Below are 14,453 nucleotides of genomic sequence, written 5' to 3'. Positions count from 1 at the left end.
GCGTGCGCTAAAACGAAAAAAGCGCAAACTGATTTCTCAATTTGCGCTTTTGTGACTGTCTGTTTTACAACACGATTATGGGCGGTAAACCTTCACGTTGTTGAAGCCTTGTTCTTGCAAGTAAAGCGCTTGCAGACGGCTCATCACACCACGGTCACAGTACAGTAGGTATGTCTTAGCTTGGTCTAGATCGCCAAACTGAGTACCTAGCTTGTAGAATGGGATGTGTTTCACATCAACGCCATCGATTTCTAGTGGGCTATCGTCTTCCTCTTCAGGGCTACGAATATCCAATACGATTGCATCGCCTTCTACTGCTTGTACTTGCTCAACTTCTGGTGCCGCTTGCTCAGATTCTTTTGCGATGTCACGGATGTCCATCATGCGAGCTTCTTGAACCACTTGCTCAAGGATGCTGAAGTCGAATTTCTCTTCTTCTGCTTCTAGCTTGCCTTTCACCGCTTTCACAGTTGGCTTTTTAGAGATAACACCACAGTATTCTGGCATCGTCTTCGCAAAGTCTTCTGTACCGATTTCACGCGCTAGGTTGATGATGTCTTCTTTGTCCCAGTTGATTAGCGGACGAAGAATCAGCGTGTCTGTCACGTTGTCGATGTGGCGTAGGTTCGTTAGTGTCTGGCTTGATACCTGACCTAGCGCTTCACCGGTTACCAATGCTTCGATCTTCATCTTCTGAGCGATCATGCCTGCTGCACGCATGAACATACGCTTCAGAATCACGCCCATTTGGCCGTCATCAACTTTCTCTAGGATTTCTGCCACTACTGGTTCGAAATCAACTGAGATGAAACGTACTTTTGCTGAAGAACCGTATTTGTTCCATAGGTAGTGAGAAACCTGCTTAACACCGATTTCGTGTGCTGGACCACCTAGGTTAAAGAAACAGTAATGTACTTTTGAACCACGTTTGATGTGTAGGTAGCTTGAAACACCAGAGTCGAAACCACCTGAGATAAGGCTTAGTACGTCTTCTTGCGTACCTAGTGGGAAACCACCTAGACCTTTATGACGCGCCAACACTTGGTTTAGCTTGTCGTTAGTCACTTCAACGTTGATCGTTACGTCTGGCTTGCTTAGCTTAACTCGAGCGCTTTCTACCGCTTGGTTAAGACCGCCACCTACGTAACGCTCTAGTTCAATAGAAGTAAAATCGTGCTTACCGCGACGCTTAGCGCGCACAACGAAAGTTTTACCTTCGATCAGTGAACCGCTTAGCTCCAACACTTGCTCGAAGATATCGTGCAAGTCTTTGAATTCGGTTTGTTTTACTTCAAGAATGTGGTGAATACCTGGCGTGTGCGTCAGGATTTCTAAAACTTCAGCGTGAAACTCGTCACTCTCAGAGGTCACTTCAATGTGATCACGACGGTTGAATACCGCGACAGATTCCGTACGGCTCTTAACGATGTTACGAATGTTGCACTCTAAAATCTTTGTGAAGCGCTTACGCACAGATTCACTTTTTACAAAAATTTCTGGATGGGGCTTTACAATAAATTTCATAGTCTAGTTCGCAGGTTAGGTTCGCAATCAACAATGAGTGATAACTCCGCACTAGGTGTTCATACGCAACAACATCATGAGTTGTTCACACCCAGCTTTGTGAGCTCACTTTTAAAGGCGCAAGATTATACACCCAAGCGAAATGGAAAGACAAAAAAAGCGAGCCAACGCTCGCTTTTAGTATAAGAACAAATGTTCGGTTATTGAATTACTGGCACTTCTTCACTGTAGAGTGGCTCGCCTTGCATGATGCTGATTTCTACGCGGCGGTTTAGCGCTCGGTTTGCATCAGAATCGTTTGGAGCCAATGGTTCAGTATCCGCCATGCCACGCACACGTAAGCGTTGATGCGAGAATCCCCTAACCTTCTCCATTTCTTGAGCAACCGACACCGCACGTTGCGACGACAGATCCCAATTAGAGCGGTACAGTTCAGAATCCAACGGTTGGTTATCCGTATGACCTGATACTCGAACAATGCCCGGCACGTCTTTGACCAATTCCGCGATTTGACGCACTAACGGTCTAAACTTCGGTTGTAAGAACGCAGAACCCTCTGGGAAAGCGCCTTTCTCACGCATTCGAATCACGATCTGCTGACCAAGGTTTTCGACTTCTATAGCCCCTTGCTCAATCTCACGCTCCAACGCTTTCTTGATGCTTTCCATCAAGGTGTCCATCTCTTGCGAAGTTTGCTCAGACTGCTGCTGTTGCATGTCTGATTCCGCCGATTGGTTGTTTTGCGTTGACGTTTCTGGTGATTGACCACCCGTTAACTTGCCTTGGTCGCGCTTGGTGCCACCCGCTCGGTCAGATTCTCCCTCGTGAAATTCTAACGTCTGCTGGGTGATGTCCATGGTCTGCTGCATGATGACATCAATTGGCGTTGGTTCCGGACGACCCGGTCTAAACTCTTGGGCAATGATGCTGGTGCCTTTTGGAATGTCCTTCACCTCAAGTTGATTCTGAACACCGAAAGCAAACTTCATCGACCCCGCGATCTGTTTGAACTTCAGTACGTCCATTTCCGAAAACGAAAGCAGTAGTACGAAGAAACACATCAGCAATGACATCAAGTCAGCGAACGTCCCCATCCACTGGGGGAGGCCGGGTGGCGGACAATCACATTTATTATCTTCATCCATCAGATGACCTCCAGATTAGTCGTCAATCTCAAGGGCGCGTTTGCCCTCGTTGAGGTAGTTCTTCAGGTAACTATCGATAACTCGCGGGTTTTGACCATCTTGAATGGCAAGCACTCCGTCCATGATCAAACGACGGTTTAACGTTTCTTGATCACGTCGCAGTGATAATTTGTCCGCAATCGGGAAAAACAGCATGTTAGAAAGCACCGCACCGTAAAGCGTGGTCAACAAGGCAACCGCCATCGCAGGACCGATCGCTTTTGGGTCATCCATATTCGAAAGCATGGCAACCAGACCAACTAACGTACCAATCATACCCATCGCTGGCGCTACGTCACCAAATGCGCGAAATACACCAGTACCTTGAGTGTGACGCTCGTCAGTTAACGCGATGTCTTTTTGTAGCGCGGCACGCACTACATCGGCATCATGGCCATCCACCAACAAGTCGATGCCTTTTTGCATAAAACTGTTGTTGATTTCCATCTCTTCTAAAGCAAGGAAGCCGCCTTTACGTGCTGCGTCTGCCATTTCTACAATCTTCGCGATCAAGTCTTCCGGCTCGTCCGCTTTAAACATGAATGCTTTGCCCGCAATTTTGGTTGCGCCGAAGAACTGCCCTATGGTGAACTTCATCAATACTACAAACGTTGAACCACCAACGACGATTAGGATTGAGGTGACGTCGATGAACATGCTGATGCTGCCACCTAGCACCATCGCCATGATGACGAATGCAAAACCACCAATCAAACCTATTAGGGTTGCTAAATCCACAAAGCACTCCTCTCGCTATACTCAAATATTGCCTAGTCAGGCGAATTATTACTTGTATCGACAACTAGAACAGTTTTTTTAGAAAAATCTTGGTCAATACATCACAAAATGATCGTTTAGGCTCGAACTAAATGATCGAGATTGTCTTATCAGACCCGTTGAGCGCTAATTTTGTGACAATTATGTAAGGTTAAATTTGACCAACTTAGTAGGCTAAGGTAACTTGCGTGCATTCTATTAGAGGCTTGATTAAGGCAGATAAAAGATGGCGGTCAAGAAACCAGAAAACATGACCTTCGAAGCGACCATTGAAGAGCTAGATAGCTTGGTTGATCAACTAGAGAATGGCGATCTTGCCCTAGATGATGCTCTACGTAAATTTGAACGTGGCATTGCACTGGCTCGTGCTGGTCAAACTAAACTGAGCGACGCCGAACAGCGCGTAAGCATTCTTCTTAGCGAAGATGATGAAGCACCACTGAGTGACTTCAACCCTGAGTCAGAATAATAATCAGTAGTGAGCAATGTGATGCAAGAGACATTGACGTCTTATCAACAAAGAAATAACCAACAATTAAACCTGTGGCTGGAGCAACTGCCTCATCAAGAACAGCCGCTGATTCAAGCGATGAAATACGGCCTGTTGCTAGGCGGAAAACGTGTTCGTCCATTTCTTGTTTACATCACAGGTCAAATGCTGGGTTGTAAGCCAGAAGATCTCGACACTCCCGCTTCTGCGGTTGAGTGTATTCACGCCTACTCTCTTATCCATGATGACCTGCCTGCGATGGATGATGATGAACTGCGCCGTGGACAACCTACTTGCCACATCAAATTTGATGAAGCGACAGCGATTCTCACTGGCGACGCACTCCAAACTCTTGCCTTTACTATCCTTGCAGAAGGTGAACTGAATCCGAACGCTGAAAGCCAGCGTATAAAAATGGTACAGGCACTGGCGCAAGCGTCTGGCGCGAGTGGCATGTGTCTTGGACAAGCGTTGGATTTAGGTGCAGAAAATCGTCGTGTTTCTCTCGCAGATTTGGAAGAAATTCATCGCAATAAAACCGGAGCGCTGATTAACTGTGCGGTAAAATTAGGTGCTTTAGCCGCTGGTGAAAAAGGCCTAGAAGTTTTGCCACACTTAGAACGTTATTCAAAAGCGATCGGTCTGGCGTTTCAGGTTCAAGACGATATTCTTGATATCATCAGTGACACTGAAACACTGGGTAAGCCTCAAGGTTCAGACCAAGAGCTGAACAAGAGCACTTACCCATCGTTGCTGGGTTTAGAGGGAGCAATGGAGAAAGCTCACACTCTGCTACAGGAAGCGCTTCAAGCATTGGAAGCAATCCCATACAATACTCAGTTACTCGAAGAGTTCGCCCGATATGTCATCGAGCGCAAGAACTAACACAATAAGCGCGCATTTATATGACTCTTGATATTTCAAAGTACCCAACACTGGCGTTAGCAAATACACCGGAGGAATTGCGTCTTCTTCCGAAAGAAACATTGCCGACTTTGTGCGATGAACTACGCACGTATCTGCTAAATTCAGTGAGTCAGTCTAGCGGACACTTAGCGTCTGGCTTAGGCACGGTAGAGCTAACTGTAGCTCTGCACTATGTTTACAACACCCCGGTTGACCAGTTGATCTGGGACGTGGGCCATCAGGCTTACCCACACAAGATTCTCACTGGTCGTCGTGATCAGATGCCAACTATCCGTCAGAAAGACGGTCTTCACCCATTCCCATGGCGTGAAGAGAGCGAATACGACACCCTTTCTGTTGGTCACTCCTCTACTTCTATCAGTGCTGGTCTTGGCATGGCCATCAGTGCGCAAAAAGAAGGTGAAGGTCGTAAAGTCGTGAGTGTGATTGGTGATGGTGCAATCACAGCAGGTATGGCATTCGAAGCCATGAACCATGCTGGTGACGTTCATCCGGACATGCTAGTGATTCTGAACGACAACGAAATGTCGATCTCAGAAAACGTCGGCGCGCTGAACAACCATCTTGCTAAAGTGCTTTCTGGCAGCTTGTACACTTCTATCCGTGAAGGCGGTAAGAAAGTGCTGTCTGGCGTTCCACCAATTAAAGAGTTGGTGCGTCGTACTGAAGAGCATCTAAAAGGCATGGTGGTACCAGGAACTCTATTTGAAGAGCTTGGCTTTAACTACATCGGCCCAATCGACGGCCATGATGTGAATGAGCTCGTCAAAACGCTGAAAAACATGCGTGAGCTAAAAGGACCTCAATTCCTGCACATCATGACCAAGAAAGGTAAAGGTTATGAGCCAGCGGAGAAGGATCCGATCGGCTACCACGGCGTACCAAAATTTGACCCATCACACAGCAGCCTACCTAAGAGCAGCGGCGGTAAGCCGACCTTCTCTAAGATCTTTGGTGATTTCCTATGTGATATGGCAGCTCAAGATCCTAAGCTAATGGCAATCACACCAGCGATGCGTGAAGGCTCTGGCATGGTGCGTTTCTCGAAAGAGTACCCAAGCCAATACTTCGATGTTGCCATCGCAGAGCAACACGCGGTGACGCTTGCTACTGGTATGGCGATCGCAGGTGATAGCCCAATCGTTGCGATCTACTCAACCTTCCTACAGCGTGGTTATGATCAACTGATCCACGATGTTGCGATTATGGACTTGCCGGTGATGTTCGCTATCGACCGTGCTGGTCTGGTTGGTGCAGATGGTCAAACTCACCAAGGTGCGTTCGACTTAAGCTTTATGCGTTGTATTCCGAACATGGTGATCATGGCACCAAGTGACGAAAACGAATGCCGTCAAATGCTGTACACAGGTCATAAGCACACAGGTCCAAGCGCCGTTCGTTACCCACGCGGTAGCGGTATGGGCACAGAAATCGAAAAAGACTTCACTGCACTTGAAATCGGTAAAGGTCGTATCGTTCGTAAAGGTGAAAAAGTGGCGATTCTAAGCTTCGGTACCTTCTTAGGTAACGCGCTAGAAGCGGCTGAAAACCTAAACGCAACGGTAGCAGACATGCGCTTTGTAAAACCACTTGATGAAGCCTTGATTCGTCAACTAGCCGTTGAGCACGATGTTCTGGTTACGCTAGAAGAAAACGCGATTGCAGGTGGTGCTGGCGCGGGTGTGATTGAGTTTATGATGAAAGATAAGATCATCAAGCCAGTACTCAACCTTGGCTTGCCAGATCGCTTCGTTCCTCAAGGCACACAAGACGAGCTACATGAAGAGCTTGGCTTAGATGCAAAAGGCATCGAGAAGTCGATCAACGATTACTTAGCCAAGTAAGCGAACCTAACACAACGAAGTAAACACAGAAAAGGGATGCCGTGGCATCCCTTTTGTTTATCTGTCACTTTTAGATCTTTAAAGATAAGTATTACATCCAACCTGCGTATTTCGCCACTAAGAACAGCGCGATGCCCGCCATAATGCCTGCCACGATATCATCAATCATGATACCTAAGCCGCCATGAACACGTTTGTCTAACCAACCGATTGGCCACGGTTTTACCATGTCAAAGAAGCGGAACAAGATGAAACCGGTGAGTAACCATTTCCACTCTGTTAGCGGAATATTCAATGCAGGTACTAAACTCATGGTGATCCAAAAACCTGCAAATTCATCCCACACGATCGAACCATGGTCGTGCACACCCATATCATCGGATGTCACCTGACAAATTTTAATGCCAACCAAACAAGAGACAAGCACAACAACCACATAAGCAGGGAAAGGCAATTGAGCAAGCAACAAGAACAATGGAACCGCCGCAAGCGTCCCCATAGTGCCGGGAACAACAGGCGATAAGCCGCTACCAAAACCTGTCGCTAATAAGTGCCACGGGTTCTTTAATGAAATCAGAGAGAGAGGGTTGGTCATTTCCTTTAAACCTATACTGCGAGTTTGGTTTCAATCTTAGGCTAGAGCCTAGCTCAGATCATTTGAAGTGGTCAAAGCCACTGAGATCCCAATCAAGAGGTTGATTGTTATCATGCAGCTCAAACGTACCTTTTGGTCGTATCTGGCCAATGCACGTTACTTTACACCCAGTGTGCGACAAAGCACTTTGTAGTGAGCCATGGTTTTGCTCTGGCACGGTAAAGCACAGTTCGTATTCTTCACCACTGGATAAAGCATACTGCTGCGCGCTCACCTTATCATCTAAAAACTGAACCAATTCTGAAGATATTGGCAGTTGGGAAACATCCAAACTGACTCCAACCTCAGAGCGCTTAAGAATGTGCTTAATATCAGATATCAAACCATCAGAGATATCAATCGCCGACGACGCGAGCCCAACCAATGCTTGCCCTGCCAAAACTCGAGGCGTACTGAGATAATGTGCTTTTTCTAACTCTGGCGCAGCAACTCGAGTGCGTAATGTGTTATCGAGCACAACATCGAGCCCCGCTTTCGCATCGCCAAGGTTACCCGTCACGTAAACCCAATCTCCGACTTTTGCCCCTGAGCGAGTCAGTGCTTTACCCTCTGGAACAAAGCCTTGCACCGTCAAGGTTAGGCTTAATGGCCCCTTTGTCGTGTCACCGCCGATTAACTGAATCCCGAAGTAATCAGCTAGGTCAAAAAACGCATCACAGAAAGGCGCTAACCATGCTTCGTCAGGCTCTGGCATCGTCAATGCAAAACTGACCCAAGCCGGCGTTGCTCCCATTGCCGCTAAATCACTGATATTAGAGGCAAGCGCTTTGTGAGCGACCCAAGCAGGATTCGCCTCTGCGAGAAAATGAGTCCCCGCCACCAGCGTATCGGTACTAATAGCTATCTGCACATTCGCAGGCGCCTTTACTAACGCACAATCGTCACCTGCAGCGAGGTGTACGTCTTTACGCTGGCTTTGACGCCCAACAAAATACTTATCGATTAAACTGAATTCACCAGACATTGTTCACTGACTTTTTGATGTAAAAGTTTTTGATACAAAAAAGGTCAGCATGTGCTGACCTTTTTAATGAAGAAATCGTTATTTCTTACGTACGTGTGGCGCCGCTTTATCTAGCACACCATTCACAAATTTGTGGCTGTCTTCTGCCGCGAATACTTTAGCAAGTTCAATCGCTTCGTTGATTACCACTTTGTAAGGAACATCTTCGCGACGAGTCATCTCGTACATAGCAAGGCGAAGAAGAGCAAGTTCCATCATGTCTAGATCCTGCATTGGACGAGACACGTATGGACGGATTTTGCTATCTAGCTCAGAGTGGCTAAGTACAACACCGCTTAGTAGTTCACGGAAGTAAGCTACGTCTGTTTCTGGAGCAGCTAGTGCAGGCTCAGATGCGTGAAGTTCTTCTTCATCGTATTTGTCGCCAGACAAAAACTGTTCTTCGATCGTGGCAACATTATCTTTAGTAATTTGCCATGAATAGATCGCTTGTAGCGCGAATTGACGTGCGTTACGACGTGCGGCTGGTTTCACACTGGCCCCCATTAGGAATCAATTTCAGATAGTACATTAATCATTTCAAGTGCGCTTAGTGCAGCCTCTGCACCTTTATTACCAGCCTTGGTTCCTGCGCGTTCAATCGCTTGATCGATAGTATCAACAGTCAATACGCCAAATGCTACTGGAAGGCTGTATTCCAGAGAAACTTGTGCAAGACCCTTGTTACATTCACTACAAACATAATCAAAGTGTGGAGTACCGCCACGGATTACTGTACCTAGAGATACGATAGCATCGTACTTACCAGTTTTAGCAACACGTTGAGCTACTAGAGGTAGTTCTACGGCACCTGGACAACGAACAACAGTGATGTTGTCTTCGCTTACTTGTCCGTGACGCTTTAGTGTATCGATCGCACCAGAAAGTAGGCTTTCGTTAATAAAACTGTTGAAACGAGAAATAACGATAGCAATTTTTGCATTTGGCGCTGGGAAGCCACCCTCGATCACTTTCATAAGCTTTCCTTTAACTCTATTTATAAGTGAAAATTGTTCATCAAGTGAGAATCGCCGGATTCTATCACAAATTTGTGAGCAATATCTAATGGAAATTGGAGACGAATCACGAGTTCCTAGCCACCACTATGCTAAGTGAGCTGACGACTAGGAACGGATCGCTTGGTAATTATTCGCAGATGTACTCAACGACGTTGAGACCAAATCCGCCAAGTGCGTGGTATTTCTTGTTAGTAGAAGAAAGCAGACGCATATCGTGGATGCCTAGATCAGCAAGGATTTGCGAACCAACACCAACACGACGAGACGTACCTTGCTTCTTCGCTAACGTTGGCGCTTCGCCTTTGTCTTGTGCTTCGAACATTTTCACACGATGGATAAGCAGGTCTGTTGACTCCTCGTTACCAAGGACAACCAATACACCACCTTCTTCGCCGATGCGTTTCATTGCCTTCTCAAGAGTCCAGCTGCGCTCTGCATTACGGTCGCTGCGAAGCACATCCGTAAATACGTCTTGTAGGTGAACACGAACTAGCGGCGCTTCAGACGCTAAATCACCTTTACACATTGCGTAGTGTACTTGGTTGTCGATCGTGTCTTTGTAGGTCACAAGTGTGAATTCGCCAAATTCCGTTGGTAGCGCACACTCAGCAACGCGTTCAATCGTTGTTTCTGTGTTATTGCGGTATTCAATAAGATCCGCAATGGTGCCTAGCTTAAGATCGTGCTTTTCTGCAAACACTTCTAGGTCTGGGCGGCGTGCCATCGTGCCATCGTCATTTAGAATTTCTACGATAACCGATGCAGGCTCAAATCCCGCAAGACGAGCCAAATCACAACCCGCTTCTGTATGACCAGCACGAGTTAGAACGCCACCATCTTGAGCAGCAAGAGGGAAAATATGACCCGGCTGCACTAGGTCAGCCGCTTTCGCGTTTGGCGCAACCGCAGCTTGAACAGTGCGAGCACGGTCAGCAGCAGAAATACCCGTTGTTACACCTTCAGCCGCTTCAATAGAAACGGTAAAGTTCGTGGTGTATTGCGCGTTGTTGTCTTGCACCATCGGCGGAAGACCTAGGCTTTCACAACGAGCTTTAGTCATAGTAAGACAGATCAAGCCACGACCATGCGTAGCCATAAAGTTGATAGCTTCCGGCGTAATGTGCTCGGCAGCCATGATCAAATCACCTTCGTTCTCACGATCTTCATCATCCATTAGGATGACCATTTTGCCCGCGCGAATATCATCAATAATTTCTTGTGGCGTGCTGATAGGCATATTCTGTTTCCCGTTATTCAAAAATTTATTATTGCAGCAGCAATGTGTTTAACGTCTTGGTTAGGCATGAATGCTGGCTTTAGTTAGCAACGAGTTTGAACCTAACCTTTATTAAGTCAATTAACCTGATAACGTTCTGTGATTATGGTCTGCTTCGCTTAAGCAAAACCATTTTGCTGCAAGAATTCCATCGTGATGCGAGATTCTTGCGTCTCTTCCTTTTGACCTTGTAACAAGCGTTCCATGTAGCGAGCTAATACGTCTACTTCTAGGTTCACTTTACGGCCAACTTGGAACTGATCGATGGTCGTTTCTTCACTGGTGTGAGGAACAATCGTCAGTTTAAAACCATTCTTACGTAAGTCATTCACAGTCAGACTAATGCCGTCTACCGTGATAGAGCCTTTCTCTGCCACATACTTAGTGATTTCGGCAGGCATCTCTACCCAGAACTCAATCGCACGACCCACTTGGTTACGTTCAACAATCACACCCACGCCATCAACATGGCCTGAAACAATGTGACCACCAAAACGTGTCGTCGGCAACATGGCCTTTTCTAGGTTCACTTTATCGCCAACTTGGTATGCAGCAAAACCTGTTTTGTTCAGCGTTTCCAGTGATAAGTCAGCACTGTAATAGTTGCTACCGAAGTCTACGACCGTCAAGCAGACACCATTAGTAGCGATACTGTCGCCTAACTTCACGTCAGCCATATCCAACTTGCCAACTTCTACCGTTACGGTGATGTCCTCGCCTTTTGGCGTAATCGCAGTTAGTTTGCCAACTGCTTCTACAATTCCTGTAAACATAATGCTTCTTTCTAGCTTTGGTTGCGTTTGACGGTTGCGGTGATGCGAATATCCACACCCACCATTCGAACGTCGGTAATAGTTAAGTCGATAACGTGCGCCATCTCAGTCAGGCCAAGTGCGCCAATCAAACCTCGTCCATCGCTGCCCATCAACTTAGGCGCAAGATAAACGATAAGTTCATCTACAAGGTTAGCTTTGATTAGTGAGCTCGCGAGTGTCGCCCCTGCTTCAACCCACAAATGATTAATATGAGTTCCGCTTGCGACCGCTTTAAGTGTTGCCGCCAAGTCGACTTGGCCGTTTTTATCTAGCTCAGGTGCAATATCGCCACCTTGGCTAACAATAATACGCTCACCGTCAGTATTGAATAGCTTTAGATCATCGCTAAGTTGAAACTGACGATCCAAAATAACACGAGGAGGCTGGCGAACTTCATCTTGTGGGTAGCGCGCTTTTACACTGTTAGGCAAGTCGTCCCAACGCACGTTCAGTGATGCATTGTCATCAATCACTGTTTTGCTGGTTGAGAGAATACCGCCACTCAATGCACGGTAACGCTGCACATCTTGGCGAGCCTTTGGGGAGGTGATCCATTGGCTCTGGCCATTACTGAGCGCACTTTGTCCGTCTAAACTGGCCGCCATTTTTAACTGAACGTATGGCATGCCCGTTTGCATAAATTTGATGAAGCCTTTGTTCAGCTCAATGGCTTCGTTTTCTAACAAGCCAACCTGAACTTCTACCCCAGCATCACGCAGCATTTGGAAACCACGCCCTGCAACTTTCGGATTTGGGTCTTCCATCGCACAGACAACACGAGCCACTTTGGCTTTGATTAACCCTTCAGCGCAAGGCGGTGTGCGACCATAGTGAGAGCAAGGCTCCAACGTCACATATGCCGTTGCACCTTCAGCTTTATCACCCGCCATACGCATAGCATGAACTTCAGCATGAGGTTCACCCGCTCGGTGATGATGACCTTCGCCAACTATCTCACCGTCACGGACAATAACGCAACCTACGTTGGGGTTAGGTGCTGTGGTGTAAATGCCGCGTTTCGCCAATTTGAGCGCACGCGACATCATTTCGAAATCTTGAGGGGTAAATTCTGAAGAGAGAGATTGTTGAGCCATGATTCAATCAGTCTTCTAGGCGAGCAATTTCTTCGCCGAATTCACGGATATCTTCAAAGCTGCGGTAAACCGATGCGAAACGGATGTAAGCGACTTTATCCAACTCTTTCAATTGATCCATCACTAGATTACCAATCATCTCACTTGGAACTTCACGTTCACCCGTTGCACGCAACTGAGACTTAATCATGCTGATCGCGAGCTCGATTGAATCGGCACTAACCGGGCGCTTTTCTAGTGCGCGTTGAATACCACCAACCATTTTATCTTCGTCGAACGGTTCACGGTTGCCGTTAGACTTAATCACTTTCGGCATCACCAATTCAGCCGTTTCAAACGTGGTAAAACGTTCGCTACACGCCAAACATTGGCGACGGCGACGAACCTGATGGCCGTCAGCAACTAAGCGGGAATCAATTACTTTTGTATCGTTCTCAGAACAAAAAGGACAATGCATATCACCTCCAAATAGCATGCGATTGGGGTAGTCCCAAAAGCAAGACTAGTGTAGCGGAATTGCTATGTTAGAGAAAACAAAAAGGGGCATCTCAGCCCCTTTTCAATCAATAACAGACAGTTTCTGTTAACTGCGTGCTAGGTAGTTTGCTTTACCAACCCATTTGTAGCTGGTTAGCTCTTCTAAACCCATTGGGCCACGTGCGTGCAGCTTCTGAGTAGATACCGCCACTTCAGCACCCAAACCAAACTGCGCACCGTCAGTGAAGCGTGTTGCTGCGTTTACGTAAACCGCTGCAGAACCGACAGAATTGATAAACAATTCAGAGTTCACCAAGCTGTTGGTCATGATCGCATCAGAGTGGCTAGCGTTATGAACACGCATGTGGTCAATCGCTTCTTTCACGTCTGCAACCACTTTCACGCCAAGTGTGTAGCTTAGCCATTCCGTATCAAAGTCACCTTCCGCTGCATCACGAATTTGTGTTGCTTGAGCCATCAGTGCTTTTGCCTTTGGCTCAGCCACGAAAGTCACTTTATCGTTCATGCGCTCTACGATCATTGGTAGGAATTGCGCCGCAACATCTTCATGTACAAGCAAAGTGTCTAGTGAGTTACATGCAGATGGGCGTTGAACTTTCGAGTTTTCAACTACGTTCAAAGATTTCTCTAAATCCGCAGATTCATCAACGAAGATATGGCTGATACCAAAACCACCAATGATCACCGGAATTGTGCTGTTCTCTTTACACATTTTGTGCAGACCAGCACCACCGCGTGGAATGATCATATCAACGTAATCATCAAGCTTAAGCAGTTGAGAAACCAACTCACGGTCTGGCTTTTCAATGTATTGTACAGAAGCTGCTGGCAAGTTCGCTTTAGCCAATGCTGATTGGATAACTTTCACCAACTCCATGTTAGAGAAGAACGTCTCTTTACCACCACGTAGGATGCTTGCATTGCCTGTTTTTAGACACAGTGCTGCGATATCGATGGTTACGTTCGGACGCGCTTCGTAAATCACACCGACCACACCCAGTGGTACGCGACGACGAGACAGAGACATTCCGTTTTCTAGCACTTTACTGTCAATTTCGCTGCCCACAGGATCGTTTAAGCTGATCACGTTACGAACGTCATTAGCAATACCAGTTAAACGCTCTTCGTTCAGTAGAAGACGGTCTAGTAGCGCATCGGTTAGACCCGCTTCACGGCCGAGTTCTATGTCTTTTGCATTTGCAGCCAAAATGGTTGCTGCATTTGCTTCTAGCTCATCAGCGATGATCGCTAGTGCTTGGTTTTTTTGTGCGGTTGACGCTGTCGCCAATTCAAAAGCTGCATCTTTGGCAGCTTTACCCATATTCGTTAAATCCACTTTGCTTCCCT

15 protein-coding genes are annotated in these 14,453 nt (G+C 46.8%); 3 read left to right on the top strand and 12 right to left on the bottom strand.

All coding sequences use genetic code 11. The annotated features are described in order from the left end of the window. Nucleotides 1-75 precede the first annotated feature (75 nt). The 3 genes from thiI to pomA form a co-directional block, all read right to left on the bottom strand. Nucleotides 76-1,524 carry a tRNA uracil 4-sulfurtransferase ThiI gene (thiI, locus tag VCHENC03_RS15535; protein WP_032802606.1) on the bottom strand — a complete coding sequence of 483 codons (1,449 nt, stop codon included), beginning with the start codon at nucleotides 1,522-1,524 and terminating at the stop codon, nucleotides 76-78. A 200-nt stretch (nucleotides 1,525-1,724) separates the two neighbouring features. Then, nucleotides 1,725-2,669, bottom strand: a complete 945-nt coding sequence (locus tag VCHENC03_RS15540) for a flagellar motor protein MotB (protein ID WP_005440148.1) — start codon at nucleotides 2,667-2,669, stop codon at nucleotides 1,725-1,727. Nucleotides 2,670-2,684: 15 nt separating this feature from the next. Next, nucleotides 2,685-3,446, bottom strand: a complete 762-nt coding sequence (gene pomA, locus VCHENC03_RS15545) for a flagellar motor protein PomA (protein WP_005440154.1) — start codon at nucleotides 3,444-3,446, stop codon at nucleotides 2,685-2,687. A 265-nt stretch (nucleotides 3,447-3,711) separates the two neighbouring features. Between pomA and xseB the strand changes: the two genes are divergently transcribed. Genes xseB through dxs form a run of 3 tightly spaced genes read left to right on the top strand, consistent with a single transcriptional unit; the run spans nucleotide 3,712 to nucleotide 6,746 of the window. Beyond that, a complete protein-coding gene (gene xseB, locus VCHENC03_RS15550) occupies nucleotides 3,712-3,954 on the top strand; it encodes an exodeoxyribonuclease VII small subunit (protein WP_005427560.1) in 243 nt (80 codons plus the stop codon). Between the two features lie 21 nt (nucleotides 3,955-3,975). Then, nucleotides 3,976-4,860, top strand: coding sequence for a (2E,6E)-farnesyl diphosphate synthase (gene ispA / locus VCHENC03_RS15555; RefSeq protein ID WP_005440174.1), 885 nt, complete (start codon nucleotides 3,976-3,978; stop codon nucleotides 4,858-4,860). Between the two features lie 20 nt (nucleotides 4,861-4,880). Further along, nucleotides 4,881-6,746, top strand: a complete 1,866-nt coding sequence (gene dxs, locus VCHENC03_RS15560; protein ID WP_009705625.1) for a 1-deoxy-D-xylulose-5-phosphate synthase — start codon at nucleotides 4,881-4,883, stop codon at nucleotides 6,744-6,746. Nucleotides 6,747-6,837: 91 nt separating this feature from the next. Here dxs and pgpA read toward each other — a convergent pair whose 3' ends face one another. The 9 genes from pgpA to VCHENC03_RS15605 form a co-directional block, all read right to left on the bottom strand. Then, nucleotides 6,838-7,341, bottom strand: a complete 504-nt coding sequence (gene pgpA, locus VCHENC03_RS15565; protein ID WP_009705624.1) for a phosphatidylglycerophosphatase A — start codon at nucleotides 7,339-7,341, stop codon at nucleotides 6,838-6,840. Between the two features lie 58 nt (nucleotides 7,342-7,399). Then, on the bottom strand, nucleotides 7,400-8,365 hold the full coding sequence (thiL, locus tag VCHENC03_RS15570) for a thiamine-phosphate kinase (RefSeq protein ID WP_009705623.1): 966 nt from the start codon (nucleotides 8,363-8,365) through the stop codon (nucleotides 7,400-7,402). Between the two features lie 78 nt (nucleotides 8,366-8,443). Next, nucleotides 8,444-8,911 (bottom strand): transcription antitermination factor NusB, encoded by a 468-nt coding sequence (gene nusB / locus VCHENC03_RS15575; protein ID WP_005440182.1) that lies wholly within the window; start codon nucleotides 8,909-8,911, stop codon nucleotides 8,444-8,446. After that, nucleotides 8,911-9,381: a 6,7-dimethyl-8-ribityllumazine synthase gene (ribH, locus tag VCHENC03_RS15580; protein ID WP_005440184.1), complete on the bottom strand. Its 471-nt coding sequence runs from the start codon at nucleotides 9,379-9,381 to the stop codon at nucleotides 8,911-8,913. Before ribH ends, nusB begins: the two co-directional genes overlap by 1 nt. A gap of 169 nt (nucleotides 9,382-9,550) precedes the next feature. Further along, nucleotides 9,551-10,660 carry a bifunctional 3,4-dihydroxy-2-butanone-4-phosphate synthase/GTP cyclohydrolase II gene (gene ribBA, locus VCHENC03_RS15585; protein WP_005440186.1) on the bottom strand — a complete coding sequence of 370 codons (1,110 nt, stop codon included), beginning with the start codon at nucleotides 10,658-10,660 and terminating at the stop codon, nucleotides 9,551-9,553. Between the two features lie 158 nt (nucleotides 10,661-10,818). Then, complete coding sequence (locus VCHENC03_RS15590) at nucleotides 10,819-11,472, bottom strand: riboflavin synthase (protein WP_005440188.1); 654 nt, start codon at nucleotides 11,470-11,472, stop codon at nucleotides 10,819-10,821. 11 nt (nucleotides 11,473-11,483) lie between these two features. Then, complete coding sequence (ribD, locus tag VCHENC03_RS15595; protein WP_009705622.1) at nucleotides 11,484-12,608, bottom strand: bifunctional diaminohydroxyphosphoribosylaminopyrimidine deaminase/5-amino-6-(5-phosphoribosylamino)uracil reductase RibD; 1,125 nt, start codon at nucleotides 12,606-12,608, stop codon at nucleotides 11,484-11,486. A 7-nt stretch (nucleotides 12,609-12,615) separates the two neighbouring features. Then, nucleotides 12,616-13,065, bottom strand: a complete 450-nt coding sequence (nrdR, locus tag VCHENC03_RS15600) for a transcriptional regulator NrdR (protein ID WP_005424846.1) — start codon at nucleotides 13,063-13,065, stop codon at nucleotides 12,616-12,618. Between the two features lie 126 nt (nucleotides 13,066-13,191). Beyond that, on the bottom strand, nucleotides 13,192-14,442 hold the full coding sequence (locus tag VCHENC03_RS15605; RefSeq protein ID WP_032802602.1) for a glutamate-5-semialdehyde dehydrogenase: 1,251 nt from the start codon (nucleotides 14,440-14,442) through the stop codon (nucleotides 13,192-13,194). Nucleotides 14,443-14,453 lie beyond the last annotated feature (11 nt).

This window comes from Vibrio sp. HENC-03 (assembly GCF_000305755.2).
Lineage (GTDB): Bacteria > Pseudomonadota > Gammaproteobacteria > Enterobacterales > Vibrionaceae > Vibrio > Vibrio owensii.
Note: the sequence above shows the minus strand (reverse complement) of the source record. Positions and strands in the feature narration are given on the sequence as shown.